The following is a 26,902-nucleotide window of genomic DNA, read 5'->3' as shown; positions in this document are numbered from 1 at the left end:
GAGCCGATTAAAATGGAGAGGACTCATCGCCTTCGAGATATTTTGCGGGTGGGGTGCTGCGCTCCGCAAGAATCCGTAGTTTATCTTGCGAAGGGGCCAGACGACCCACCTCCTTCTGCGCATTTCCTTCTCTCTCCCGAAGGCGTTCGACTGACTCGCCACTGCTGGCGGATTCATAGCGCAGGTATTCCTCAAAAGGCGAGTCAAATGGCCACGCTTGATCGTTTTCCGACGGCCAAACGACACCGCGAAAAACATCTGGACGCCAATCGACTGTAAAGCCCCCCTTGACGTTTTCCGCAAATCGCGCCCAACGAAAACCAGTGCTCATAAGTTACCTCCGCCGTCTGGCGAAATGTCGTGGCCGTTTCCCACCAAAAAAGACAAAACCGAAGAATCTAGATACTTCTTTACGTCGTCCAAATGCTGAGTTACGATTTTCTTTTCTACTACGTCGCTGTCCCATTGGCTCACGTCGAACCAATCTGCGTCCGCTTCGATGAATAACTTCCGCACATCCTCGATAAGTGACTCGACTCTTAGGTTCACTGACCACTCGACCGCAGATTCCTGGTTCGTCGCCGGATCAACCCGCTTAAATGGAGGACAAAGCACCCGAATGCCAAGCAAGTGCAATGGTCGCCCAAGTTTTTCATGCCTGCTCTCTGGCATGTTCATCAGATGAGCCGCAACAAATTGCCGAGAATCACCGTCGATGTCCAGGGTGCCGCGAACAATCGCGGAGGATTGCAAAATGATTTTAGGCTCAAAGTGTTTGCCCAGGGCCTCTAGAACATTCGTGAATTTTAGTTCGGCCGTCTCCTGATGTGGCGACCTGAAGTCAATGTGGGCTGAGTTCGGGTTAACGACGATGTTCATTCGGCTTTCGTTGGCTCCAGCAAGCGGAGCAACAAATGACCAACGATGGCTCTGTATCTCGTCGCTGTCGATGCTCAGGAATTCTGATAAGACAGCCGCAAACTCATGACCTCTTTTTCTCTCTAGCCTCAACTCTGGGTAAAACGTGACCCGAATGCCAAATCCAATCGTTGCGATCGCCGCACCCTCCCGCGGCCTGTGCGTTGGCTCGTGTTCAGGGTCAATCATGCTGCTCTCGGTCTGCGCAAAACAAAGGCCGCGACCATAGCGGCGCGGCCGGCTGCATATTTCGTCTGTCAATGGCTGGCATCCTGCCGAGCCACCGGCCGCCCTACATCGGTCGGTACTCGTTCCTATCGACATTTAAGAACCCCGACGATAACCAGGGTTCGGAGCGATTGCAATGCCTTGAAGGGAACTTTTTTGATATGAGCAAGACTTGCTTATATCAAAAAAGCGACCTCTGTTCAAGGCCAATTCACGCAAGTTTTTGCAGTGACGGCAGTTAGCTCCAAACGACTCATAATTCAACCATAGCTGGCGGCGACCTACTAGGCAAGCATTTTGCACGTTGAAAAAATGTTGGCCCGCGTCCGGCTTTGGTCGCCGCGCGCTCCAGTTGTGTCATCCAAGCACGCCATGCAGCCGCCGTCGCCGCGCGTTAAACTACCCCCATGTCCCGCCGTTTTCAGTTCAGCTTGCGAAAGATAGTGGCTCACCTTGCAGTATTTTTCGTGGTCGCGTCGGGGCTTTTTATGTGATCTGCGCGGTGGCCGTCCATGTCACTCATGGCAGCCGTCCGGTAGTTCTCAGGGAACGGCAAGCTAGCGACCTGAAGAGATAGCCCCCATGCGCCGCCCCCAGTTCAGCTTGAAGACGCTGCTGTGGTTGATGGTCGTGGCGGCGGCGTTCTTGGTGGGATAGAATTCCACAAGGCCAAGCTTCGCCGCGACCCATTCGCCTCTTTGACGAAATACCGAAAGACCGCAGCGATCATGGCGAACACAGTCCCGGAGAGAGCCGAACCGCAGCAATATCGACCCGCCTGCGGTCGGAGAATAATTGCCCGCTTTCCAGGCATCACCACGAACCCGACTAAAAATCACGGATTAGATTTGATACCGGCTGAAATGGAGTCACTACCCATTGTTTCAGGGGCGTACACGAACCCGAACCATAAGCGCGGCAGGTATGGCTAATCTCCTCGCTTACGCTTCTCGCTTGCTGTCGGCAGGCAAGGTGGCGCAAGCGAGCTCGCCCTCGGTCCTTGTTTGCCTGGCACGCCGCGGCTAACCTGGAATAGGCGGAAATCACTTCGACAGTCTACCTCGCTTTCTCCTTGAATCGACCATGAAAAACGTGATGCTCGCTTGCTTCGCCTTGAACAGCTCTCTGTGTATGGCGGCCGACTTGCCGCGCAGCACCCCGGAAGCGCAAGGCGTGTCGTCCGCGGCCCTCCTGGCGTTCGTCGCGGCGGCCGACAAAAACATCGACTCGCTGCACAGCTTCATGCTGGTGCGTCACGGGCAGGTCGTCGCCGAGGGATGGTGGTCGCCCTACGAGGCCGCCGCTGGGCACTCGCTCTATTCGCTCAGCAAAAGCTTCACGGCCACGGCCGTGGGCCTGGCCATCGCCGAGGGCAAGTTGAACCTTGACGATGAAGTGCTGAAGTTTTTTCCGGACGACGCCCCGCCGGAGCCGAGCGCCAACCTCAAGGCCATGCGGGTCAGCGATTTGCTCCGCATGTCGACCGGGCAGCAAACGGAGCCGCCGCGACCACAGGACCAGCCTTGGACGAAGGCCTTCCTGGCCCACGCCGTGCCCTTCAAGCCGGGCACGCACTTCCACTACAACACGTCGGCCACGTATATGCTGTCGGCGATCGTGCAGAAGGCCACGGGCATGACGCTGCTCGATTACCTGCGGCCGCGCCTCTTCGAGCCGCTGGGGATCGAACACCCGACTTGGGAAGCCAGCCCGCAAGGCATCAGCGCCGGCGGTTACGGCTTGAGCATCCGCACCGAAGACATCGCCCACTTCGGCCAACTCTTGTTGCAGAAGGGTCAATGGCAAGGCAAGCAGCTTGTGCCCGCGGCGTGGGTCGAGGCCGCGACCGCCCGGCAAACTTCCAACGGCAGCAATCCCGCCAGCGACTGGGACCAAGGCTACGGCTATCAGTTCTGGCGATCTCGCCACGGAGCTTACCGTGGCGACGGGGCCTTCGGGCAATACTGCATCGTGCTGCCCGAACAAGATGCCGTGATCGCGATCACCAGCGGCGTGAAGGATATGCAGTCGGTGCTGAATCTGATCTGGGACAAGCTCCTGCCGGCCTTCAATCCGTCTCCGTTGCCGCCTGACGAAGCCGGCGCCAACAAGCTGAGCGACACGCTGAAGCATTTATCGCTGCGCGTGCCGCAAGACGCGGGTTCTGCGGCGCAAGTGTCGGGCAAGAAGTACGTCTTCGCGGCGAACGATCGCAAGCTGGAGTCGATCACGCTCGCGAACGACGCGCAGGACGGCGTCACGACGCTTGTCATGCGCATCGACGGCGCGGAACGACGGCTCGTTTGCGGTCGCGGAGCGTGGCGGAAAGGGCGTTTGGCCTGGGCTTCGTTTCCTGAGCGACCGATGGCGGCCAGCGGCGCCTGGACCGAAGACGGCACCTACACGGCGAAAATCTGCTTCTATGAAACGCCGTTTGTCGTGACGGTCGTCCTGAAGTTCAGCGGTGATGAAGCGCGTTTCTCTGCCGAGCCGAATGTCGGCTTCGGTTCGAAGAAAGAACCCGAGCTGGTTGGCAAGCAAGACTAGGCCCAGATCTCTCACGAGTTCTGCGACTGGGACCGTGACGAAGCTTCCCCCACACACGTCCCGAACGGCCGACAAATGCCGCGCTGGCGAATAAATCTCGCGGACCGTGGTATACTTTAATGATGGTTATCAACCAATCGAGCAATGTGGCCGATCTGTCCGACGAGCAGCGTCGCGTGTTGGAATCGGTGATCGGGTAGCGGCTTCGCAACGACCAAGTCGTGCATTGGTCGATAGCGCCCGCCGAACGCCAACCAACCGCCGAAGAGAAGGCGGCGGCACGTGCCCGCTTGGAAGGCACGCTTGCGAAAATCCGCCGGAAAGGACCAAAAGGGTGTCAGCCAAGCGGAATGGGACGCCACATGACGTCGCAAGCGCTACTCGGCCGCGAGAGTCATCCGGCGTGTCAAGACGGCCGAGACTTTTTCGCCGCGACGAACCAGAAAGAGCGTCGCGCTTTCGTCGCCGGGCACGCGAAGCTGGCGATGAAGCTGTTCGGGAACAACCTCGACGCCCCGTTTTTTGATCTCCAGCCGGCCGATCTGCCGCCGGCGCAAAGCCGCCTTGACGTGCTTGATATCGAATGGCAATGCCTCGCAGATTTCGAACCAGTCGAGTGCCGGATCGTAGACCGCACGGTCGCCGGTCAAATAGGCCGCGCCGGCGGCAACGGCCGACAATCCGTGTTCGGCGGCGAGCGTTCCCGTCAGGCCGGCGGCCAGCACGGCGGCATCAGGCTCGGCCAGGTAACGGCCGAAGTCCGTCGCCACCGGCGGCGAGCAATCGGGCCGGCCGACGAACGTACGAATCGTGGGCGGCAGCCCGCGGTCGAGAATGAGCGTCGCCCGTCGCATCCCCGACGCCGACGCCAACTCGCCGAACCAGGCCACAAGCTGCTTGCACTCTCCATCGCGGCTGAGCCATTCCAGCTCGGCCTGCCGGCGCCAATCATCCGGCACCCGGCTCGCCGGCGCCAGCTTGATGGCGCCCGTCGTAGACGAACGACGCAGCCAATCGAGAGCATCGACATCCGGCTGACACCGCTCGACGCGCGTGGTGCGGCGTCCGGCAGAGCGTCGATCGGGATCGATGTGCCACAGCGCCGGCGCGGCGGGAAGGTGTTCGGCGTCTGCCACCAAAATCTGCGCTGCCACGCGGTCCGTCAACACTTGGCAATTCGCGCGGGCCAGCAATGCCTTGACGCGGTCGCGCTCCACACCGACGACCTCGCCGCCGCGGGCAAGTGCCGTCAAATCTCCGCCGATGCCGCAGCAAAGATCCCAGACAGGACCGGTCTCGCAACGGCGGAACCGCAGGGCCTTATAGGCCGCGGTCCCTTGGTCGGTGGCCTGCTCCAGACCGAGGGCCGTGAAGAACATGCGGTCCGCGTCGGCAAACTTGCCTCGGCCGCGGCGCCGCAGCTCGACCTGTTCGAGCAACAGGTGGACGCGGGCCGTCGAATGCTCGCGGCGAAGTCGCGAAGCCTCTTGCAGCAGCTCGCCGGAACACGAGGCGAGCGTCGCCAGCGCGTGCCCGGCCGCGTCGCCCACGAGCCAACGATAGTCTTCGTAGTCGGGAATCACGGGAGGGGCGCGAGATCGAGGCGCAGAAAAAAACCTCGAGGTAACGACTCCCAGCGCCGCGTCGGCTTCCGACAAGGAAACCTCAACAGCCGTCGACCTCGAGGTCCGCGCGATCGATCGAAGACGAAGTCGAACGAGCGATCACTTGCGTTACTTTAGCCAAAGCGTCGGCATGATGCAAGAGTCTCGCGCGCGAGTGCGCGTGAACGAGCGCGAGCATCGCGCGAGCTCGCCGCGCGCGCGACAGCCTCGCGCTCTGCGAAACACGGCCCGACATGGAGAAGCAACAGGGCCTGTTGCTTTCCTTTCCATGCAAGGGGCGATAGGCTATCGCTATGGACATCCCGCGTCGACAGCAAAGCCTGTTTGCACTGATCGTCGTTCTAGTTGCCTGGCCGGTGGCTTTTGCCCGCGGTGAGGGGCCAGGCTGGAACCCGCAGGCGGCGGCAAGCTATCTCGACGAACGGGCAAGAGCCTGGTTCGCGTTCGATGGCCGCGGCACGGGAGCCACGCGGTCGACGTGCATCAGTTGCCACACGCTCCTGCCCTACGCGCTGGCGCGACCGGTCCTGCGCGGTCTCTCCGGCACGTCGCCGCCAGCAGAACCGGAGGCAAAACTGCTGGCCGAAATCGGCATGCGCGTCGGGCACTGGACGGATCTCGACAGCAAGGCGTTCGGCCTGTACTACGACGGCAGCGATCAGAAGAAGCGAGAATCGCGGGGCACCGAAGCGGTGTTCAACGCGGTCGTGCTCGCCTTCGACGGCCGCCATCAAGGCCGCACGTCGCCGAGCGAGGCCACGAAACGGGCGTTCGCAAACCTGTGGGCCACGCAGGTGCGGACGGGCGAACAAAAGGGAACGTGGGACTGGCTCGACTTCGGCGAGCCGCCTTGGGGAATCGTGCCCGCCAGGTATTTTGGAGCGGCGTTGGCCGCCATTGCGGTCGGCACGGCCCCGGGTTATTACACCGCCGGGACCGATCGAGACGCCGATGCCGGGCTTGAGTTGCTGCGCGACTATTTGCGTTCGGAGTTGGATAGGCAAGATTTGCACAATCAGGCCTGGGGCTTATGGGCGGCAGCGAACGTCTCGGGGATTCTGACGACGGACCAGCGGGGGGAAGTGATCGAACGCTTGCTCGCCCGTCAGCGCGACGACGGCGGTTGGAGCTTGCCCTCGCTCGGCGCGTGGGCGCGAAGCGACGGCACCCCGCAATCGACCGCCTCCGACGGTTATGCCACGGGCCTGCTCCTTCACGTCGCGCAGACCGCCGGCGTGGACAAAAGCCACGCTAGGGTGGCCAGAGGCCTCGCATGGCTCAAGACCCATCAGTCGCCGAGCGGCGCGTGGCCCTGCGCGTCGGTGTTCAAGAAACGCGATCCCAGCAGCCACACCGGCAAATTCATGTCCGACGCGGCAACGGCCTTCGCGGTGCTGGCACTGGGCCACTGACGGCAGAAAGAACTACGCCGGCTGGAGCGGCTGCACGTTCGACACTTGAGCCATTGCCGCAATCACAAAGCTGTCTTTTTCGGGATAGAAGAGAAACAGGTTGCTTTTAAGCACCACCGCGTTTTCCGGGTGACGGACCTGATAGACCTCGCCGTTTGCCAAGTGAACCTCAAAGGCGGCGAATGGCTGGCGTCGCAACAGGGCCTGAATCGGTTCGGCGTTCATACAAATCAGTTTATCCGAGGTGACAGCGAATGACAAACGCGAACTTTCAGAGCGGATCTGTCCTCGGATGATGAAGCTCGGTCATTGTCGCCATCCTGGTGAGCACTCGTGCCACTGCGGGGCCGTCGGCGTTATATTGGCCCATGCGTAATGATAATAGTCAGAGATCAGGCGGAGAGCACTCTATGATGCGGCGGAGAGACTTTTTGGCGACGGCGACGGGCTTGGCTTGCCCAGCATTTCTACCAGCGTCGAGCAAGGCCCGAAGCGGTGCGGCTGGCGCGACGACTTATGCCTCGCCGGCAGCGGCCCAAGCGTCGCCGCGCGAACAATCGCTTTTCATCGCCGCACTATACGTGGGCAGCGACGACAAGCAGCCCGATTATCTGGCGACGGTCGACGTCGATCCCCAGTCGCCGACTTACTCGCAGGTCGTCCATCGCCTGCCGATGCCGAACGTCGGCGACGAGCTGCACCACTTTGGCTGGAACGCTTGCAGTAGTTGCCACGGCGATCCGGAAAAGTCGCGCCGTTTTCTGGTGCTGCCCGGCTTGCTTTCCAGCCGAATCCACATCGTCGATGTGGCGGTGCGCACGGCGCCCAAGCTGCACAAAGTGATCGAGCCGGAAGCGATTGCCGAGAAAGTTAATCTCTCGGCGCCGCACACCGTACATTGCCTGCCGACCGGCGAGATCATGATCTCGATGCTCGGCGACGCCAAGCACAACGCCCCCGGCGGTTTCTTGCTGCTCGACCAGGATTTTGACATCGCCGGCCGTTGGGAACAACCGAGCGCGGCCATGAAGTTCAACTACGACTTCTGGTATCAGCCGCGGCAGAACGTGATGGTCACCAGCGAGTGGGCAGCCCCCAAGACGTTCCAGGCTGGTTTCAAGCTCGACGATGTGAAGCAGGGCAAGTACGGCAGCCGCATCCACTTCTGGGACTGGCGGCGGCGGAAGCTGATGCACTCGATCGACTTGGGCAGCGAGGGGCTGATTCCCTTGGAGGTGCGCTTCCACCACGATCCCGACAGCACGCATGGCTTTGTGGGGGCGGCGCTATCGAGTACCGTCTGGCATTGGTACAAGCAGGGCGACGCCTGGCTGGCCGACAAGGTGCTTCAGGTCGAGCCGGTCGAAACCAAGGGCTGGCCTTTTCCGGTCCCCGGCTTGATCACCGATCTCGTGCTGTCGCTCGACGATCGCTTCCTTTACTTTTCGAATTGGCTGCACGGCGACATCCGGCAATACGACGTGAGCGACCCGGCGCGACCCAAGTTGACCGGGCAAGTCTCGCTGGGCGGCGTGATCGGCAAGCCATCGCAGATTCACGGGCATGCCGTCGCCGGCGGCCCGCAGATGCTGCAGCTCAGTCTCGACGGCAAGCGGCTGTATGTGACGAATTCGCTCTACAGCTCCTGGGACAACCAATTTTACCCGTCGATGGCCAAGACCGGCAGTTATCTGATGCAGCTCGATTGCGACACCGACCGTGGCGGGCTGAAGATCAACGACCGCTTTTTCGTCGACTTTGGCCGCGAGCCGCTCGGCCCTGCCCGTGCTCATGAGATGCACTTTCCGGCCGGGGACTGCACGTCGGACATCTGGGTTTAGCGCTCCGTCGACAACCCGTGAGCCTCGGTCATGCGTCTTGGTATCCTTGCAGACACGCACGATGAACTGGCCCGCACGCAGTTCGCCGTCGAGATGCTCCGCGACGCGGGGGCGGAGGCGCTCGTCCACTGCGGCGACCTGGCAGGCGCGCCGATCGTCGAAGCGTGTTCGAAACTGCCGTTGTGGTTCGTGTTCGGCAACCACGACGCCGATTCGGTGCCCGAACTGCGAAGGGCCGCCGCGGACTTCGGGGCCGTCTGCCTGGGCTGGGGCGGCGTGGTCGATTTGGCAGGCAGGCGCATCGGCGTAGCCCACGGGCACCTAACCATGGATGTGCGGCGCGTGCTCGCCGAGCGGCCCGACTTTCTCTTAACTGGGCACGCGCACTATCGCAGCGACGCGGTCGTCCGCTCCGTGCGGCAAATCAATCCCGGCGCACTGTACCGGGCCGAAGAATTCACCGTCGCGCTGCTGGACTTGGCGTCGGGCAGCCTACGCTTTCTGCCGGTCTCCCAAGAATGACGCCCTGGAAGAAGATTGCCGATGCCAGCGAGGGCATGGCCTGTAGCGTCAGAGGCCCCTCATGTCGTCGCAAATCGGGCTCGCTTCGCTACGGGGTCGCTAGCGCGGGAACAAGCAAGCAGGTACGCGAGCCAGCCAAAGCTGGCGATCGCGAACACCAGCGCCGGCAGGTTCAGGTCGCGCTTCAACGCGGTGTCGTACAACCCGTGGAGGAACATCGGTACGCCCTGGACTTTCATGGCGCCGACGATCCAGTTGGCCCAATCAAGGTCGCCGCCCACCAGCTTCTTGTTGTGCCACAACACCAACGCCACCGAGGCCGTCCAGATGGCGTGCAAGGCGACGCAGGAGAGGAACCGCACAAAATACAGGTCGAGCTTGGCGATGCCGTTGTAATGGCCGCCCGCGTACATGATCCCCTCCGCCACGCCGAACCCGACGCCGCTGGCGAGCCCCAGCACGCAAGCCGCCCGCCAGCTTAGGCGTTCGCCCCTGCGCACCTTGAGGTAGAGCGGCAGCGCCTTGACAAACTCTTCACACAACCCCACACCGAGCGTGAATCCCAGGAAGCTGACCCAGAAGCCGTTTTGTGGGTCGAATGCGGCCTCGTAGGAGAAGCCGATGAACTTGATGATGTAGAACACCAGCATCAACAGACCGCCGCCGCGCATCCAAAGCCCCTGCGCCATCCCGGCCAACAACTGGAAGCCGAGCAACAGCAAGATGCCCACCGTCGCCGTTCGCGCTCCGATGGCCAGCAACTGCCTTGGGGTGGCTTCGCCACGCTCGAACAAGGCCAGGATGACGCCCCAAAACATCGCGGCCGCGGCGAGGGCATAGAGCCAATGGAGCCAACTTCCGGCGGAGAGGTGCGCTCCCTCGATCCGTCTTTCCGGAAGCGCGCTCAACAACCCGTCGCGGCTTAGGCCCGCATCGCCGTCCATTTCTATTTCGGGATGGGCCTCGATGGTGCGGTCGATGCGCTCGCGGATGTCATTCGTGTCGCCGACCAGCGACAGCACCAACGGAACGAGCGTCAGGGCGAACAAATACGGCAGCTTGCGCGATTTTGGCCCAGCTCCAACCATGTTGGTGAGGCGGTTCAAACAAACAACGCTGAGCGGCATGGCCGTCCCGCTTTCAAGCGCATTGGCAAAAGGGGTGAAGATCCACAGCAAAGAGTTGCCTTTAAGTTAGCCCCCGCGGCAAGCGAATTGCAAGTCGGCGGCGCGGTAAAGTTGCCCGGCACACGGTTGCCTCTCTGCCGATCGAGGTTCTCTTCAGGGCTTCCCCGCAGCCTGACGCGGTTGCCGCATGCGCTGAGGCGCCAGCGACCTTTATCAATCCCAGCACGCAAACGGCCTACGTCTTGATTCGCAAGGATCTCTATGAACAGTTGCTCGCCGAGCGGCAACTCGCGGAAATACGGTCACTCCGACGGCCACCAGAGCGAGGTTGTTTTGGCCACAAAATCGATTTCCGCCCTGGCACGCGCCGACATGAAGCAGCGCAGTCCGAGCAACGGTCGGTTGAATTGAGGATCCGGTCGAGCGGATTGATCTCGATACAAGACTTCGGTTTCGAGCCGCTCGACTCGGCCGTCGTCGCGGCGTGGGAACTCGGGCAACCAAATATCAACCTGGCAAATCTTCACAGGCTCTTTCCTGTTATCGATGGACGAGCGAATCGAAGAATTGCTTGGCACGTCCCAAAGTTCAAGATCGACGCCGGCGTCTTCCAGATGCCAACGCCAGGCGAATGCGTGGGCTGTGAAGCCGATGTCAAACACCCATTCTTGGATCTTCGCGCCGACCGGTGGAGCGTCTAAACCCGGGTTTGAGACGATTACGGGCAGTCGAATCGACCAATGTTCCCGCGGAGGATCGCGCGTGCGGTCGATCCAACGATGAAACGGCAAGCGGTCGATGAGGAGAGGCACACAAATCCCAGCGGCGGGTTTCCCTGGCAAGCTAGATCACAAGACGCGGGGTCTCCACAACGTCTTCAGGCTGTGGCTCGACGCGACGGACCAGAAACTCGCCCGGACGAAGACCCTGGCTCATACAAGCGCGGATCAACGCCGTCCGACTCTGGGCAAAGCCGAGTCTTGTTGAACCAGCGAAAGCCACCCACTCGTCAGCATGGTCGGCCAGCATTCCCACGAGTTCCCGGTCAAACGCCTCTGCGGATTTCAGAAGTGCTTGCCGACGATGGTCCTCCGCCCCTTCGCACTCCAAGCCGGGCGCCGGATTGGAATTGCTTCCTCCGCCGGTGGTCGCCTTCAACGCCGAGGATGCAACGGAATCGGGAATACCTACGATGTCATTCACGCAGTCAATTTTAAGCCGGAGATTGCCCAGAATGCAAGCCAATCGTGTCAGGCGTGAGCAGCATGTCCGCCAGGTGGGGCGGCAAAGGCGGCAACTTCAATCCGCGCCGGCGCGCGGCCAGATGGAACAGGCTGTCGGGAAGCGACACGAATTCGAAGAGGTCGTACGGGCGACTCACCACGAGTCTGGGTTTTCGTGCTTCCAGAAAACATTCGAGCGAACGCCGCAGCGCTTGCTCCACTTCCCCCGCTCGGCCGGCGTCGACGGCGCGCCATACCTCCAGAAGCGAACGAGGACGCTCGGCCAATCGCTTCGCCACCGCCTGTTCCAAGGCCGCGGCCTTGGGCAGCGCGCGGTCGCGATAGCTCGAGACCAGCAGCAGGAGCACCTCGGCGAAGTCGAGATCTTCCTCGCCGGCCGTGTTCGTCGACGCCAGCTTGGGTTGAACGGCGTTGCCTATCTCTTTGAACGTTTCCCAGCGCCCGGCCAGGCGCACAGCAGCAATCCACGCACCAGCGATCGGAACTGAAACCACGGCTCGGCGTGAGTGCATCCCTTCGCCGCGCGGGCGATGGCCCGAAAATGAGCCAGGGCCACGTCGCCGCCCGAAGCCAGGAATTCGCCCGGCTCGGGCGCCGATGCGAACTGAAAATGACGCATGACCACCAGGTACATGGCGGCATCGACCGCGTCGCTCGTGCTATCGGGCGGGTCACGGTCCGCCTTGGCGAATTTCTCTTTCCAGTCTCGCACCCAGTTTTCGCTGGAATAGCCGGGATCCTTCCAATCTGCAAAATCCAAGTAGCAGCCGAGGCGCTCGTAGCGCGGCGGTGAGCCATCGACGAGAAGGGTCGGCGTCTCAAGCACGTGTCGGGCACGCTCGCCGGTCTCACGCGCGACGCGGTTCAAGGCCTCCGTGTAACGCGATGCGAAGGAAGCGGCATCGACGCGCATCATCTCTTTCCCTCGCGCCAGATCTCTTAGATATTCGACCAACTGGGCGGGCGACGCTCCCTGGACCTCCTTCAGGACGCGTGACGGCGGGGCGAACTCGGGACCGACCACGTCGGTGGAATTCGTGACCGTCGTCGTGGTGTGGTCGCTATGATAAGCGATGATCTCGCAGCCGGGTTTGTCGCCCGCGGACAGAATCGCGTCGAAACCGAGGTCCGGGTTGGTAAAGGCGCTCTGATTCGAAAGCCCGATGCCAAAATGCTGCGCGAACTGGAAGCCCGCGTCGGCGAGTTGCTGTTCCCGGTCGCGAAACCAGCGTCGCTTGGCGTAGGGGTAATCGTCCCAGCGCCGGATGCTGAGGTTCGCGTTCAGCAAGGGAAGCAGGCGGCGCGCGGTAACGCACATCCGGAAGCGTTTGCTTTCGGCCGCCAGCGCGGGAGTCAAGGTCGCCGCTTGCGGCTTGGCCACCGGCTGGCCTGTCAGCAGGCTCAAGAGCTCGGCAAACACGGTGCGTTCCTGGAAGTTCGTTTCGCGTTCACAAGCCTTCCGCAGCCAATCGACGGGCGAAACGCCGTTTCGGTCCTTGATGTCCGGATTGGCCCCATGTTCGAGAAGGAGCCGCACGAGCTCGACTCGCTGGTCGAGGACCGAGCGAAAGAGGGCCGTTTGTCCGTCGGCGTCGGTAGCATTGACGTCCGCGCCACGCTCGAGCAGCAACTCCACCGCTTCGAGCGCATCGGGCTCGTCGAGGAAGCGCTCGTCGACGCAAACGACAATCGGCGGATCCTTATTGACGCCGTTCACGTGGCAACCCAGTTCGATCAGCAGCTCGACGCACTCTCTCCACTCCGGCTCCTCGAATTTGAAGAGCGCCGCCAGCAACGGCGACGTGGAGGTATCGGGCAGAACCGTGAGCGACGCTCCTCGCGCGACCGCCGCCCGGATGCCTTCGGGGTCGCAACGGTCGATGGCTTCGGCCAGAGCATCGGCGGCCTCGTTTTCGCCTGCGGCGATTTCCGGACCTCCCACCCGCACGTAGCCGCGCAGGCCCGCTTGCATCGGGCGGCCCTCGGCATCGAGCACCTGAAATCCATCGCGGGAGATGCGCACATCGGGAACGGGCCAGGCGATCTTGAAGCGCTTGCAGCAATAGCCCCACGGAATGGCCGCGGCGGCCATGCGGGAACAGGGCGCCGGCGAAACGTCGAATCGAGCTGGCCAGCGCTCGTGCAGAAGGGGGAGAGCACGTTTCACGTCGGCGAACTCCTGGTCGCCTATGGGTTGATGCCGGCGCCGATTCCGGGCATGACCGACGAACATGACGCTAAATGCTTTTATTTTTCACAAGTGTTTTAGATCGCGATGATCTTCGCTTGGCTTGCCGGCGGGACGGGGAACACCTGATCAACTGGCGGATTCCGCCAGTTGGCCCAATGGTGGGGTTACCTCCGCGTTCTCGACCGACAGTTTTGCTGTCTTGAAAGCGGCGGCGCGGTGGGGCATGATGGCGGTCAGCAAGCTCGCGCGCTCCCCAGTCTAGAAATTGGATTCTCACCATGACTCGTGCATCTCTCCTGACGTGCCTGGCACTTCTCAGCGTGCCGACGCTCTCCTTCGGCGAAGAGGCCGCCGGCGCTCGCGAGGCGAATCGCCCCAAACTCAGCGGCACGCTTTTGCTGAATGAGCGCTCGCGCGCCGAAAAGCCGGCCGGCAGCGGACAAGTTGAGGTTCAACTGCGGGCGGTCGAGTGGCAAGCCGCCGAGACGGCCATTCTGATCTGCGACGTTTGGGACGACATCTATTGCCAACGCGCCGCGCAACGCATCGCCGTGCTGGCCCCGGAGATCAATCGCGTGGTCACGGCCGCGCGCGACCGCGGCGTGATCATCGTTCACGCTCCCAGCGGCACGATGGACGTCTACGCCGATACGCCCTACCGCCGCCGCATGCAACAAGCGTCCGCCGTCGAGCCGCCCGTGCCCATCGCCGGCTGGTGCCACCTCGATCCCGGCCGGGAGCCGCCGCTGCCGCTGGACGTGAGCAAACCGTGCGACGATCCTGAGCCGCCGCCGCAAGTGCGGCGCTACCAGCGCGAGCACCCGGCGATTGCCATCACCGGCTTCGACGGCGTGAGCGACAGCGGAGTTGAAATCTATAACTTTTGCCGCCAGGAAGGAATCAAGAACATCGCGATTCTGGGCGTCCACACCAACATGTGCGTCTTGGGCCGGTCGTTCGGCATCCGGCAGATGGTGCGGCTGGGAATGAACGTGGTGCTGGTCCGCGATCTCACCGACGCCATGTACGATCCGCGGCAGCCCCCGCACGTGAGTCATGCGCGCGGAACGGAGTTGGTGGTCGAGCACATCGAACGCTATTGGTGTCCGTCGATCGAGAGCCGCGACCTGACCCGCGTCGTCGAGGGAAGCGATGGGCCCTAATCGGTCGGTTGCCCTGGTGCCGGGCAGCGGGCCGCCGCGGATCGGCAACTGCGTTGCCCGGACCTTGGCGGCCAGCGGTTATCGTGTCGTGCTGCACGCGCGGCATTCGCTGGACGAAGCGGAGGCGACGGCGGCCGAATTGCGCTCGCAGGGCAGCGAAGCCGCCGTGGTGTCGGGAGATATTCGCGACGAGTCGGATGTGCGCGAGATGACGCGCCAGGCCCTGGCCGCGTTCGGCCGCATCGACGCGCTGGTGAATTGCGCCGCCGTCTGGAATGCCAAGCCGCTGGAAGAGGTGACCGCCGCCGAAGTGCGCGAGCATCTGGAAACCAATCTGCTCGGCACCTTCCTGTGCTGCCGGCAGGTGGGCCTGGTGATGGTCGGTCAGGCGACGGGCGGGGCCATCGTCAACCTGGGCGACTGGGCGATGGTGCGGCCCTATCCCGATTACTCGGCGTACTTTGCGTCGAAAGGGGCCATTCCCACGCTGACGCGCGATATGGCCGTCGAGCTGGGCCGGCGAAATCCGCGCGTGCGCGTCAACGCCGTGTTGCCGGGGCCGGTGCTTCTGCCGCGCGATATGCCCGAAAAGGAACGTCAGGCCGTCATCCATGCGACACTCGCCAAGCGAGAGGGCAGGCCGGAGAACATCGCTGACGCCGTGCTGTTCTTGTTGCGGAACGACTATGTGACGGGCGTGTGCCTGCCGGTCGACGGCGGCCGTAGCATTTATGCCGGCGGCTGATCGTAGCCGTTACGTAGCCCGCTTGCTCCGCAAGCGGAACGGCGTTCCCGTCCCTCGGCTCTTCATTTTCAAATCGGGAAGCTAAAAACAGTCAAGATCGTTCCCTTCCGCTTGCGGAGCAAGCGGGCTACGTAAGCGCAAGCGGGCTACGTAAGCGCAAGCGGCCGCGTAGCCTGACCGGCGCGTGGTTTGCACAAGGGGCGAACATGGGGTAGCTTGCATGAGGGGCGTTTCCGCTTGCCGCGCTTCATACCAAGGACCATCCCCATGCCGCTCCGATTTTCCAGCACGCTCTGTCTGATATGGTGTCTTTCCTGTTTCGCCGCCGCCGCTGCCGCCGACGATCAAGACGCCAAGCCCGCCAAAAAGAGCGGCACGAAATACGAGGTTCCCCAAGGGACCCCCGAAGAGCTACTGGCCTTCATCCGAAAGCAGCAGCGTTCTCAGGGGCGTGCCGAGACGCGCACCGAACGGCTCAACTCCTGCCAGGCCATCGTGACGGCCGCCGAGCGGATCCGTAAAGAAAAGGCCGACGACGAAACGCTGACCGAGGCAACCAAAGCGGAGCTCGACGCACTGACGACTCTCAAGCGTCTGGACGATGACGACGCCGCCGGGCAACTCGACTCGCTCACCGAGCAATTGAAAAACGACAAGCGACCGGCCATCGTACACTTGGTCAAAACCCATGCCCTGATGAGGCAATTGGATACGTTGGACGCAAGCGATGCCGCCGCGGTGGAACGCTTCGCCACCGAAGTCGAGCAGCTCGCCGGTTCCGGCAAACCCGACGTGAAGATGGTGCCGTTGGCAAAAGCGGCCACCGTGCTGCTGCACCGCAGCGGCAAGCACGACGCGGCGGCGGAAGCGGCACGCAAATTCGCCGAAAAGTTCGCCCAGGCCGACGCGCCCGACGTGCTGGTGGGCGCAGCTCAAATGGCGAATCTAGCGGGGCAAATCCTGGAACTGGAAGGACGTGAAAAGGAGGCCGGCAAACTTATTCGCGACTTCGCCGACCGGTTGGCCAAGAGCGACGACTCCGACGTTCGCGAGGCCGCGAAACCACTGGAATCGTGGGCCTTCAAATTGGAGCTGATCGGCAAACCGATGAGCGTTTCGGGCAAGCTGCTCGAAGGCGGAAAGTTCGAGCTCTCCCAATATAAAGGCAAGGTCGTGCTCGTCGACTTTTGGGCCACCTGGTGCGGTCCTTGCGTGGCCGAGTTGCCCAACGTCAAAGACGTTTACGCCAAGTATCACGATCGCGGCTTCGAGGTGGTCGGCATCAGCTTGGACAACGACGCCGACGCGCTCAGCGAGTTCGTCAAGGAGAGGCACATCGCCTGGCCGGTTCTCTTCGAGGGCGGAGAAAACGCCAGCGGCTGGGGACACCCGCTGGCCGAGCAGTACAAGGTCGATTCAATCCCGCTGGCCATCTTGCTCGACCGCCAGGGCAAAGTCGTAAGCCTTCATGCCCGTGCAAAACGGCTCGGCGAGCTCGTCGGGCAACTTATCGAGGGTGGCAAGGCCAAATAGCGCCACCACCGTGGCATCGCTGGCCGGCGGCAACTATTGCAAGGACCGGATCGATCTCGGCCAGCTTCTGCCCCAGCCACCAACGATTGCGCGCAGTTCAGCAACTTGGCGGGTGGAAAAAAAACCGGCCGGAGCGGCTTGATTGCCGCCCCAGCCGGCCGAAACCATCTCGTGGCAACTCGGCCGATGCCTTATTGCTTCTTCAACACCACAAAGCGGTTCTGGTCGTTGCTGCGGACCCAAAGCAGCAGGCCCTTCGACGCGTCGACGTCTTTCAGCGCTTCCTTGAACTGCTTGACGTTCTCGACGCGCTTCTTGGCCACGCTCATGATCAGCGTTCCTTCGCGGAGACCGTTCTGGGCCGCCACACCGTCGGGCATCACCTCTGTGACCACCACGCCTTTGTAGTCTTTGAAGCCCAGCTTCTCGGCGTTGTTCTCGTCCAGGTCGGTGACTTGCAGTCCCAACGCTTCGCTGGTGTAGCCCGATTCGTCGGACTCGTGATGACTCGGGGCCACCGTTCCCACGTCGGCAAACTCCTTGGGCAGCGGCTTGACCACCACCTTCAGATCGACCGGCTTGCCGTCGCGAAGCACCTTCACGTCTTGCTGCGAGTCAATCGCCGTCCGCTCGACCAACTCCTGCAGATCGCGCGGGGAATGCACTTTCGTGCCGGCATACTCGGTGATCACGTCGCCCGCCTCAAAGCCGGCTTTGGCGGCCGGAGTATTCGGCTTGACCTCGGCCACCAACACGCCGTGGTGACGCTCGACTCCAAACTTCTGGGCCAGGTCGCCGCTGACCTCCTCGATCGACACGCCGAGATAGGCCCGTTGCACCACGCCCGACTTGATGAGTTGATGCATGACCCACTTGGCCTGGTTGCTGGGAATAGCGAAACCGATGCCCTGGTATCCGCCGTTGTTGGTGGCGATGGCGGTGTTGATGCCCACCACTTCGCCGTCGAGATTCACCAGCGGCCCGCCCGAATTGCCGGGGTTGATCGCGGCATCGGTCTGCAAGAACCGCGAGCGGCGGTTGGAGTTCAACTCGCGTCCCTTGCTGCTGATGATGCCGGCGCTGACGGTCGAGTCGAGACCGAACGGATTGCCGACCGCGATCACCCAGTCGCCGATCTGCAGGTGATCGGAATCGCCCAGCTTGGCGTAGGGCAACGAACCGGCCCCTTCAATGCGGAGCACGGCCAGGTCGGTGGCCGGATCGGTCTTGATGTCGGTGGCCTTGAATTCGCGCTCGTCGGAAAGGCGGACCAGTACCTCGTCGGCGCCTTCCACGACATGATTGTTGGTGAGCACGATGCCGCTCTTATCGACGATCACGCCCGAACCCATGCCCTGCCGTGGCGGAACCTGGAACGAACGGCCGCCCTGGCCGAAGTGGCGGAACATGTCGCCGTTGTCGCCGAAAAAGTCTTCGAACGGCGTCCCCTTGAATGGGTTTTGGCCCTTGAAGGGATCTTCGTCGCGCTTATTGCCGTCGCCTTTGTTGCCGCGCAAGTCGCGCACCACGTGCGGTTTGCTGCGGGTCTCGATGGTGACCACGGTTGGCACGGCCATCTCTGCCGCCTTGCGGAAGGCCGTGGAAAGGGTATTGGCTTGCTGCCGCGCTTCGGCCGAAGCGGGCGATTGATGGTGGCCCGACTGCTCTTGAGCGGTGGTGTGGCCTTGCCAGAGGCCGGCACCCCAGGTCGCCGCCGCCAACAAGGCGACTGCCATGATTGCGCCGCGTCCGGCATGGGAACGAATGTGTTGCATGGAAACTTCCTCCTTCGCTGTCGTAGAATCTGCCTGCACGAAAGAATGTTACCGTACGGGGGCAGATTCTTGCTAAAAAATACCTAAGACCCAAGACCTTTGCGTTTCGGGTCCTTGGTTTTGGGTCTTAGGTCTTAGGTTCAAGACCTTGTGTTGCAAAAAGTGCCGTTGCCGACTAGACTTACGCATAATGGTCTGGGGCTCTTCCGCCGAGGAAGCTGTGCATGAGCCGTACCGCCGAACCCGATTCTCCGCCCGACCGGAAAGAAGATTACGAGCGGCTCGAACGCCGCATCGGCTATGTCTTTAAGGACAAGGAACTGCTGCGCGCCGCGCTGACGCACGCCTCGGGCGCCTCGCACCGCCTGCGATCGAACGAGCGGTTGGAGTTTCTGGGCGACGCCATCATGGGCGCCGTGGTCTGCGAAATTCTCTACCGGCAGTATCCCGAATACCTCGAAGGCGATCTGACCAAGATCAAATCGGTCGTGGTCAGCCGGCAGACCTGCACCAAGCTGAGCGAGGCCTTGGGACTGGAAAAATTCCTGGTGCTGGGCAAGGGAATGACGACGCACCCCACGGTGCCGCCCTCGCTGTTGGCCGATGTGTTCGAATCGCTGATCGCGGCCATCTATCTGGACGGCGGCAACGAAGCGTCGCGGGCCTTCATCGAAACCTATATGGCTCCCGAAATCGAGCTGACCGCCGGGGGCGACCATTCGGGCAACTACAAGTCGCTGTTGCAACAGCTTTCCCAGCGCGAGCGCGGCCAGACGCCCACCTACGCCCTGCTGGACGAGAAGGGACCCGACCACAGCAAATGCTTCAAAATGGCGGCGCAGGTGGGCCGGACCCGTTTTCCCGCCGCCTGGGGCCGCAACAAGAAAGAAGCCGAGCAGCGGGCCGCCCAGAACGCGTTGGCGGAGCTCAATGGCGAGCCGGTGCCGTATCCGTCGGATTGACACTGGCAGCGGTTTCCGCGCGGGCATACAATGGTAGAAGTGGATTAGCGAAAGGAGGCGATCATCATGGATCGCACGGCTACCGAACAGCAGGCGCTTTTCGAGCACGAACTGCTCAGGCACATCGCCGAGGCGCTGCGGACGACGATCGACTGGGCCTTGCGCACGCAAGATTGTTCCAGCCGGCTGCCCAGCCTGCGCTTCATCGCCAACTCGTTCCATCGCCATCTGGAACACATTCTTGAGTTGGAGGAGCGTGAAGGTTATCTTCCTACCATCGAAAGTCGCCGTTACCCGGACCTGCGCGGCCAGATCGCCGCGTTGCGACGGGAACACGACGAGTTTCGCAGGCGACTGCGAGTGGCGGTCGACCGGCTGGAGCAAGCGTCGCCGACCGATTATCTGACGGTAGGTGAAGTTTGCACCTGTCTGAGCCACCTGCTGGAAGAGATCAACGATCACAACCAACGCGAGATGCTGTTGATCGACGAAGTGCGCGAGCGCGATGAGCGAGAGCGATTGCTGGGGCTGCTATAAGTATAAGGTCGTAGGGTGGGACCAGCGAGCTTGCGAGCGCCGGCCCACCGTTGGCGATATTGATTACGGTGGGCCAGCGCTCGCAAGCTCGCTGGTCCCACCTTACGAACAGGAGCAACTGCATGGGTGCGAATCGTTCGACGGTCAACCGTCGTAAGAAGATCAAGCGGCGTCTCAAAAACGAACGGACGCAGAGGGCCAAGGCCGGAGGCAAATCGCCGAAGGCGGAGGCGTAGTGTCCTGTCAGTCGTCGATTGATGGATGGCAGGCGTTGGCTTGAGTTGCACCGGCGTTGAAAATTCGGGGCCTGCGCGGTCTACTTGCGGTTTCGTTCATCATCGACCCGCCCAGTAGGCCATGTTTCGTCCCGTCGAAGCCAACCCTCGTTTTCCCGCAATCGAAACCGAAATCATCCGCTTCTGGAACGAGCGGCGGATTTACGATCAATCGCTGGCGCGGCGGGCCAATTCGCCGCCGTTCGTGTTTTTCGAGGGTCCGCCCACGGCCAACGGCATGCCGCACCCCGGCCACTGCCTGACGCGGGCCATCAAGGATCTCTTCCCGCGCTACCGCACCATGCGCGGCTACCGCTGCGAACGCAAAGCCGGCTGGGATACGCACGGGCTGCCGGTCGAAGTCGAGGTCTGCAAAGAACTCGGCATCCATTCCAAGGAAGAAATCGAAGCCTACGGGGTCGAGCCGTTCATCCATCGCTGCCAGGAAAGCGTCTGGCGCTACATGCAGGAGTGGGAACGGCTGACCGAGCGGATCGGCTTTTGGATCAAGCTCGACGAAGCCTACGTCACGTATCACCAAAGTTACGTGGAAAGCGTTTGGTGGTCGCTGAAGAATCTGTTCGACCGCGGGCTGCTCTATCAAGGGCACAAGATCGTGTGGTGGTGGGCACAAGGCGGCACCGCCCTCAGCTCCGGCGAGGTCGGCCAGGGCTATCGCGAGGTGGCTGATCCCAGCGTTTACGTGCGTTTTCCGCTGGTCGATGAGCCCGGTACGTCCCTACTGGTTTGGACCACCACGCCGTGGACCCTGCCCAGCAACCAGTTCGCCGCCGTACGCCCAGAATTAGAATACTCCCTGGTGGCCGACGGCGAAGATCCGCACGGCGGCAAGTTGATCGTCGCCTCGGCGCTTGTCGAAACGATCGCGGCCAAAGTCGGACGAGAGTTGACGGTTGAAAAGACGCTCTCCGGGCGCGAGTTGATCGGCCGACGCTATGTGCCGCCCTTGGATTATTACTATCGCTCGCTGGGCGAAGTCGAAGGACAGCTCAAGACGGGCGGTTGGCAGCATATCGCCTGGCGCGTTGTGCCGGCCGACTTCGTGACGGTCGATAGCGGCACGGGCGTGGTTCACCAGGCGCCGGCCTTCGGTGAGGTTGACTTCGAGGTGCTGGCACGCGAGATCGAGCGGTTCGAACCGGGGCGAGGGCCGGAGCTGATCTGCGCCGTGGCGCCCGACGGCAAGTTCACCGCCGAAGCGCCCGATTATGAAGGCCGCTGGGTCAAAGAGGCCGACAAAGACATCGCCCGTGAGCTGCGCCGCCGCGGCCTGCTCTATCACCAGGAGCAGTACCTGCACGAATATCCGTTCTGCTGGAGGGCGGACGAAGATCCGCTCATCCAGTATCCGCGGCGAAGCTGGTTTATCCGCACCAGCCGTTTCAAAGACGAGATGCTGGCCAACAACCGCCAGATCAACTGGCTGCCCGAACATATTCGCGACGGACGTTTCGGCAACTTTCTGGAGACGAACGTCGACTGGGCGCTGTCGCGCGAACGCTACTGGGGCACGCCGCTGCCGATCTGGGTCTGCGAAGAGACCGGCCATAGTGAGGCGGTGGCCAGTTATGCCGAGCTGCTGGCCAAGCCCGGCGTGAGCGGCACGGAAGTCTGGCAAGCGGCCAAGCGGGCCAAGCCCAGCTTGCCCGACGACTTGAAGGTCCATAAGCCGTATATCGACGCCGTCACCTACGACTCGCCGCGAGCGCCGGGCAAGCGCATGCGGAGGGTGAGCGAGGTGATCGACTGCTGGTACGATTCAGGCGCGATGCCGTTTGCCCAGTGGGGCTATCCGCACCAGGGCCAAGAACGATTCGCCTCACAATTTCCGGCCGACTTCATCAGCGAGGCGCTCGACCAGACGCGGGGCTGGTTCTACAGCCAGCTCGCCATCAGCACGCTCTTGTTCGGCCGCGCCGACAGCCGCGATCCGGCCGCGCCGAAGCGCGAGTACCCGCATCCGTTCCGCAACTGCATCGTGCTCGGTTTGATGCTGGGCGAAGACGGGCAAAAGATGTCCAAAAGCAAGCGGAACTACCGCGAGCCGCGAGAAATCTTCGACCGCTACGGGGCCGACGCTCTGCGCTGGTATTTCTTCGCCAACCAGGCCCCGTGGACCTCCATCCGTTACAACGAGCAGGCCATCAAAGACAGCATCCCCGAGTTTCTGCTGCGGCTCTGGAACGTCTACAGCTTTTTCGTGATTTACGCCAACATCGACAAGTTCGATCCAGGCGAGTCACTCTCCGGAGATATTAGCCAACTCAACGCGGGCGCACTCTCAACCGGCAAGGGCTATCGGCCGGTTTCTGAGCGCAACGAGCTCGACCGCTGGATTCTCAGCGAGTTGAATCGCACCGCGCTGGCGGTGACCGAGCGGATGGACGCCTACGACAACTTCACCGCCTGCGGCCGGATCACCGCCTTTGTCGACGCCTTGAGCAACTGGTACGTGCGCCGCAGCCGCGACCGCTACTGGAGCGGCGAGCACACCGTCGATAAGCTCGACGCCTACTGGACGCTTTACGAATGCCTGCTGACGACGACCAAGCTGATCGCCCCCTTCGTGCCGTTTCTGGCCGAAACGCTGTGGCAGAATCTGGCGGTCGAAGCGACCGGCCGGGCCTTGGAAAGCGTACACCTGTGCGACTATCCGGCCGGCGATCAGACGCTGGTCGATGAAGCCCTTTCGGAGCAGATGGAGTTGGTGCGGGAGATTGTTTCGCTGGGCCGCAGTGCTCGCATGGGAGCGAAGCTGAAGGTACGTCAGCCCTTGGCCAAGGTGGAGGTGGTGCTGGTACATCCGCAATATCAGGCCTGGCTGGAAGCGCATACCGGCCTGATTCGCGAAGAGCTGAACGTGAAGCAGGTGGAGTTCATTCCGCGGGCCGATCAATACATCACCTACACGGTGTTGCCCGACTTGAAGCGGCTGGGGCCGCGGCTCGGCAAACGGTTGCCGGCACTAAAGCAGGCCCTCGCGGCGGCCGACGCGGCGGCACTGCTCGCCAGGCTCGAAGCCGAGGGGCAAGTCACGCTCGATATGGCGGATGGCCCGGTGACGCTCGACTCGAGTGATATTCAAGTGCGTTTGCAGGCCAAGCCCGGCTGGGCCGCCGCGCAGGGCACGCGGGCCGTCGTGGTGGTCTCGACGGAGTTGACGGACGATTTGCTGATCGAAGGCGTGGCCCGCGAGCTGGTTCATGCCGTGCAGAACCTACGGAAGGAGAAGAACTGTCAGTTTACCGACCGGATCATGCTGAGCATCGTGACGGATTCTGCTGACGTCCGCAGGGCCATCGACGGTTTCGGCGACTACATCCGATCAGAGACACTCGCCGTTGCGATCCGAAATTCGGCACTGGCCGCCGAAGAGCCGACAACGGTCGATGTCGCGGGACAAAAAGTGACGATCTACGTCAAAGTGCGGAATTGATCGAGTCCCGGTCGCTAACGTCGGTCGCCGATTTCTGATTGAGATGCACAACAGTCGCTCGAAAAGTAGCTTGTCGCGATGCACTTCCGCGGGATACACTTTTATGCAGAGAGCACCTGTCCGCGTCGCCGTCGAGAGAGCGAAAATGCACCTTACACCTACGCCGCAATCGCCGGGCACGGTCGACCACACGATCTATCCTAGTGGAGATGGCCGTCCTGTGGCTGAAACTCCGGTCCATCGTCGCAATCTTTTCGACCTGATCGATGTGCTTGACCGCTACTTTACCGATGAGCCAATGGTTTATGTGTCGGGCAATATGCTGATGTACTACGTTCCCGGCGATAAGCGAAAGCACGTCGCTCCCGACGTTTTTTTCGTTCGCGGCGTGGCAAAGGAGAAGCAGCGCGACTATTATCTGGTGTGGGAAGAAGCCGCTCCCGACTTGATCATCGAGTTGACCAGTAAGAGCACCAAGGCGGAGGACCTCGGCAAGAAAAAGCGGCTCTACCAGAACGTTCTCGGCGTTAGAGAATATCTGCTCTTCGATCCGCGGGGCGAGTACCTCGACCCGAAACTGCAAGGCTATCGGCTCGATAACGGCAAATACGTCGCGCTGGAACCGCTCGATGGGCGACTGGTCAGCGAGGCCACCGGCCTGCACTTCGAAGCACAGGGCGAGGACCTGCGGGTCTACGATCCGGTCATTGGGCAGTTACTGCCGCCAGCGTTGGAGTTGCTGGCTTTAGCATCGGCTGAACGCGACGTCGCCGTCGCCGAGCGCGCTCGTATCTTGGCCGAACGCGATCGCATCGCCGCCGAAAACGAGCAGCTTCGCCAGGAGTTGGCCGAACTACGACGGCGGCTTGGTGAATCGGGAAGCTAAATGCCGAATCCACAAACCGATCTTCCCCATGTGCTGCTCTACACCGACGGCGCGTGCAGCGGCAATCCGGGGCCGGGCGGTTGGGCGTTCATCCTGCAACATCCGAACTCCGGCAAAGAACTGGTCGCCAGCGGCGGCGACCCGGAGACCACGAACAACCGCATGGAATTGACGGCCGTCGTGCGTGGACTGGAAGCCCTGAAATCTCCGTCCCATGTCGAGCTCCTCACCGACAGCGTCTATGTGGGCAAAGGACTCAGCGAATGGCTGGCGAAATGGAAAGCCAACGGCTGGCGGCGGCGCGAGGGAAAAAGCCTGAAGGAGGTCAAGAACGAAGACCTCTGGCGGAAGCTCGACGAGTTGATTGCGCGGCACTCGCTCCAATACACGCGCGTCGCCGGCCACAGCGGCCACGCCGAGAACGACCGTTGCGACGAGCTGGCCGTCGCCGCGTATCAGCAGTACCTGCGGCGCTGATTGAGTCTTTTCGAGACCGCGGCTACGATGGAGGTCGCGGCCGAGGGGTTCGGCCGGCCGCTCCCACCCCAATCGCCTCCCCGAAAAACCACGATGCGACCAGCGAGCCGTCCGTCGGCGATCACCCTCTTGATGTTGTCGGTGTTGACGTCCGCTCTGGCTGAAGAGCCGAGCGCCGCGCCACCGATCTTCTCGGCAGAGCAGACCGAGTTCTTCGAGAAGGTCATCCGGCCGCTGTTCGTCGAACATTGCCATAAATGTCACAGCGCTCAGCAACAGAAGGGACATCTGCGGCTCGATTCGCGCAGAGCTCTGCTGGATGGTGGAGATACCGGACCGGCCATTGTGCCCGGCAAACCGGATGAAAGTCTGCTCATCGACGCGGTCTCTTATGGCGAAGTGTATCAAATGCCTCCCACCGGAAAGCTGGCCGATAAGCAGGTCGCGGCCCTGCGGCGTTGGGTCGAGCAGGGCGCCGCATGGCCGGCCGAATCTGCTGTTGCCCAGAAAGCCCCCGCCGGCTCCACGTTCAACCTGGGCGAGCGCGCCATGCACTGGTGTTTTCAGCCGCTGGGCAAACACCCGTTGCCGGCGATCGACGCCAGGAGTTGGCCCCGCTCATCGACCGATGTTTGGATCTTATCGCGGCTGGAGGCGGCGGGGCTCGCGCCCGTCGGTTCGGCCGACAAACCAACACTGCTGCGGCGAGCAACGTTCGATCTGATCGGCCTGCCGCCGACGCCCGAAGAGATTGCGGATTTTTTGTCGGACGACCGGCCGGATGCCTTCGCACGGGTGGTCGATCGCCTGCTCGCCTCCCCACATTTCGGCGAGCGCTGGGGCCGGCACTGGCTCGACCTGGTGCGGTACGCCGAAAGCAAGGGGCATGAGTTCGATTACACGATTCCCAATGCCTGGCAGTATCGCGACTACGTCATCCGCGCGCTCAACGCCGACGTGCCGTACAATCAGTTCGTCGTCGAGCACGTGGCGGGCGACTTGCTCGACGGGCCGCGGCGAAATCCCGAGCGCGGCTTCAACGAGTCGGTGCTCGGCACCGGCTTCTGGTTCTTGGGCGAGGAGGTCCATTCGCCCGTCGAGCTGAAGGCCGACGAGCTGGACCGCACCGACAACAAGATCGACGTCTTTTCCAAGACCTTTCTGGCACTGACCGTCGCTTGTGCCCGCTGTCACGACCACAAGTTCGACGCCATCACGACCAAAGACTATTATGCCCTGGCCGGACACATCGTCAGCGCCAGTTATCGGCAGACGCCCTTCGATGCGATCGACGCCGAAGCGAACATCGCCCAGCGGCTGGAAGCGCTGCGAAGCGAGCACCAGGTGAAGCTTTTGCAGGCGATGCACGCCGCCATGCGGCCGACGCTCGATCGCCTGGGTGAGATGCTGCTGGCCACGCGCGACGTGATCCAAGCG

At 62.1% G+C, this 26,902-nt stretch carries 23 protein-coding genes; 14 read left to right on the top strand and 9 right to left on the bottom strand.

The window, feature by feature from the left end:
* Nucleotides 1–7 precede the first annotated feature (7 nt).
* Entirely contained in the window at nucleotides 8–331 is a 324-nt protein-coding gene (locus VNH11_27375) for a hypothetical protein (protein HVA50117.1), read from the bottom strand.
* Complete coding sequence (locus VNH11_27370) at nucleotides 328–1,107, bottom strand: hypothetical protein (protein HVA50116.1); 780 nt, start codon at nucleotides 1,105–1,107, stop codon at nucleotides 328–330. Before VNH11_27370 ends, VNH11_27375 begins: the two co-directional genes overlap by 4 nt.
* A 1,122-nt stretch (nucleotides 1,108–2,229) precedes the next feature.
* On the opposite strand from VNH11_27370, the gene VNH11_27365 reads away from it, so the two are divergent.
* Nucleotides 2,230–3,693, top strand: coding sequence for a serine hydrolase (locus VNH11_27365; GenBank protein ID HVA50115.1), 1,464 nt, complete (start codon nucleotides 2,230–2,232; stop codon nucleotides 3,691–3,693).
* Between the two features lie 377 nt (nucleotides 3,694–4,070).
* Here VNH11_27365 and VNH11_27360 read toward each other — a convergent pair whose 3' ends face one another.
* Nucleotides 4,071–5,276, bottom strand: coding sequence for a class I SAM-dependent methyltransferase (locus tag VNH11_27360; GenBank protein ID HVA50114.1), 1,206 nt, complete (start codon nucleotides 5,274–5,276; stop codon nucleotides 4,071–4,073).
* Nucleotides 5,277–5,611: 335 nt separating this feature from the next.
* Between VNH11_27360 and VNH11_27355 the strand changes: the two genes are divergently transcribed.
* The gene (locus tag VNH11_27355; GenBank protein HVA50113.1) at nucleotides 5,612–6,730 is read left to right on the top strand and encodes a hypothetical protein; all 1,119 of its coding nucleotides are present in this window, start codon (nucleotides 5,612–5,614) and stop codon (nucleotides 6,728–6,730) included.
* Nucleotides 6,731–6,742: 12 nt separating this feature from the next.
* Here VNH11_27355 and VNH11_27350 read toward each other — a convergent pair whose 3' ends face one another.
* The gene (locus VNH11_27350; GenBank protein ID HVA50112.1) at nucleotides 6,743–6,955 is read right to left on the bottom strand and encodes a hypothetical protein; all 213 of its coding nucleotides are present in this window, start codon (nucleotides 6,953–6,955) and stop codon (nucleotides 6,743–6,745) included.
* A gap of 185 nt (nucleotides 6,956–7,140) precedes the next feature.
* Here VNH11_27350 and VNH11_27345 point away from each other — a divergent pair, with 185 nt between their 5' ends.
* Both VNH11_27345 and VNH11_27340 read left to right on the top strand, forming a co-directional pair.
* On the top strand, nucleotides 7,141–8,571 hold the full coding sequence (locus VNH11_27345; protein HVA50111.1) for a selenium-binding family protein: 1,431 nt from the start codon (nucleotides 7,141–7,143) through the stop codon (nucleotides 8,569–8,571).
* Nucleotides 8,572–8,601: 30 nt separating this feature from the next.
* Entirely contained in the window at nucleotides 8,602–9,093 is a 492-nt protein-coding gene (locus VNH11_27340) for a metallophosphoesterase family protein (protein HVA50110.1), read from the top strand.
* A gap of 59 nt (nucleotides 9,094–9,152) precedes the next feature.
* On the opposite strand, the gene VNH11_27335 is transcribed toward VNH11_27340, so the two are convergent.
* Nucleotides 9,153–10,220 (bottom strand): PrsW family glutamic-type intramembrane protease, encoded by a 1,068-nt coding sequence (locus VNH11_27335; GenBank protein HVA50109.1) that lies wholly within the window; start codon nucleotides 10,218–10,220, stop codon nucleotides 9,153–9,155.
* Nucleotides 10,221–10,462: 242 nt separating this feature from the next.
* On the opposite strand from VNH11_27335, the gene VNH11_27330 reads away from it, so the two are divergent.
* Nucleotides 10,463–10,921: a hypothetical protein gene (locus tag VNH11_27330; protein ID HVA50108.1), complete on the top strand. Its 459-nt coding sequence runs from the start codon at nucleotides 10,463–10,465 to the stop codon at nucleotides 10,919–10,921.
* Between the two features lie 142 nt (nucleotides 10,922–11,063).
* Here the strand turns inward: VNH11_27330 and VNH11_27325 are convergent, their stop codons facing one another.
* From VNH11_27325 to VNH11_27315, 3 genes are read right to left on the bottom strand one after another with little or no spacing between them, the layout of a single operon-like run.
* Nucleotides 11,064–11,465, bottom strand: coding sequence for a hypothetical protein (locus VNH11_27325; GenBank protein ID HVA50107.1), 402 nt, complete (start codon nucleotides 11,463–11,465; stop codon nucleotides 11,064–11,066).
* Nucleotides 11,434–11,919 carry a hypothetical protein gene (locus VNH11_27320; protein ID HVA50106.1) on the bottom strand — a complete coding sequence of 162 codons (486 nt, stop codon included), beginning with the start codon at nucleotides 11,917–11,919 and terminating at the stop codon, nucleotides 11,434–11,436. The genes VNH11_27325 and VNH11_27320 overlap by 32 nt, the downstream gene beginning before the upstream one ends.
* On the bottom strand, nucleotides 11,880–13,631 hold the full coding sequence (locus tag VNH11_27315; GenBank protein ID HVA50105.1) for an ankyrin repeat domain-containing protein: 1,752 nt from the start codon (nucleotides 13,629–13,631) through the stop codon (nucleotides 11,880–11,882). Before VNH11_27315 ends, VNH11_27320 begins: the two co-directional genes overlap by 40 nt.
* 302 nt (nucleotides 13,632–13,933) lie before the next feature.
* Here VNH11_27315 and VNH11_27310 point away from each other — a divergent pair, with 302 nt between their 5' ends.
* The 3 genes from VNH11_27310 (at nucleotide 13,934) to VNH11_27300 (ending at nucleotide 17,096) form a co-directional block, all read left to right on the top strand.
* Complete coding sequence (locus tag VNH11_27310; protein ID HVA50104.1) at nucleotides 13,934–14,818, top strand: hypothetical protein; 885 nt, start codon at nucleotides 13,934–13,936, stop codon at nucleotides 14,816–14,818.
* Nucleotides 14,808–15,563, top strand: a complete 756-nt coding sequence (locus tag VNH11_27305; protein HVA50103.1) for an SDR family oxidoreductase — start codon at nucleotides 14,808–14,810, stop codon at nucleotides 15,561–15,563. Before VNH11_27310 ends, VNH11_27305 begins: the two co-directional genes overlap by 11 nt.
* A gap of 267 nt (nucleotides 15,564–15,830) precedes the next feature.
* Complete coding sequence (locus VNH11_27300) at nucleotides 15,831–17,096, top strand: TlpA disulfide reductase family protein (GenBank protein HVA50102.1); 1,266 nt, start codon at nucleotides 15,831–15,833, stop codon at nucleotides 17,094–17,096.
* A 191-nt stretch (nucleotides 17,097–17,287) separates the two neighbouring features.
* Here the strand turns inward: VNH11_27300 and VNH11_27295 are convergent, their stop codons facing one another.
* The gene (locus VNH11_27295; GenBank protein ID HVA50101.1) at nucleotides 17,288–18,871 is read right to left on the bottom strand and encodes a Do family serine endopeptidase; all 1,584 of its coding nucleotides are present in this window, start codon (nucleotides 18,869–18,871) and stop codon (nucleotides 17,288–17,290) included.
* A 224-nt stretch (nucleotides 18,872–19,095) separates the two neighbouring features.
* Here VNH11_27295 and rnc point away from each other — a divergent pair, with 224 nt between their 5' ends.
* The 6 genes from rnc to VNH11_27265 all read left to right on the top strand — a co-directional run.
* Complete coding sequence (rnc, locus tag VNH11_27290; GenBank protein HVA50100.1) at nucleotides 19,096–19,833, top strand: ribonuclease III; 738 nt, start codon at nucleotides 19,096–19,098, stop codon at nucleotides 19,831–19,833.
* Between the two features lie 66 nt (nucleotides 19,834–19,899).
* Nucleotides 19,900–20,370, top strand: coding sequence for a hemerythrin domain-containing protein (locus VNH11_27285; protein ID HVA50099.1), 471 nt, complete (start codon nucleotides 19,900–19,902; stop codon nucleotides 20,368–20,370).
* A gap of 357 nt (nucleotides 20,371–20,727) precedes the next feature.
* Complete coding sequence (ileS, locus tag VNH11_27280) at nucleotides 20,728–24,102, top strand: isoleucine--tRNA ligase (GenBank protein HVA50098.1); 3,375 nt, start codon at nucleotides 20,728–20,730, stop codon at nucleotides 24,100–24,102.
* A gap of 145 nt (nucleotides 24,103–24,247) precedes the next feature.
* Nucleotides 24,248–24,988 carry a Uma2 family endonuclease gene (locus VNH11_27275; protein HVA50097.1) on the top strand — a complete coding sequence of 247 codons (741 nt, stop codon included), beginning with the start codon at nucleotides 24,248–24,250 and terminating at the stop codon, nucleotides 24,986–24,988.
* Nucleotides 24,989–25,465 carry a ribonuclease HI gene (gene rnhA, locus VNH11_27270; GenBank protein HVA50096.1) on the top strand — a complete coding sequence of 159 codons (477 nt, stop codon included), beginning with the start codon at nucleotides 24,989–24,991 and terminating at the stop codon, nucleotides 25,463–25,465.
* 93 nt (nucleotides 25,466–25,558) lie between these two features.
* Nucleotides 25,559–26,902: DUF1549 domain-containing protein (locus VNH11_27265; protein ID HVA50095.1), on the top strand; the 1,344-nt coding region annotated here is incomplete at its 3' end.

This window comes from Pirellulales bacterium (assembly GCA_035533075.1).
GTDB lineage: Bacteria > Planctomycetota > Planctomycetia > Pirellulales > JAICIG01 > DASSFG01.
This window is presented reverse-complemented; position numbering and strand designations above follow the sequence as displayed.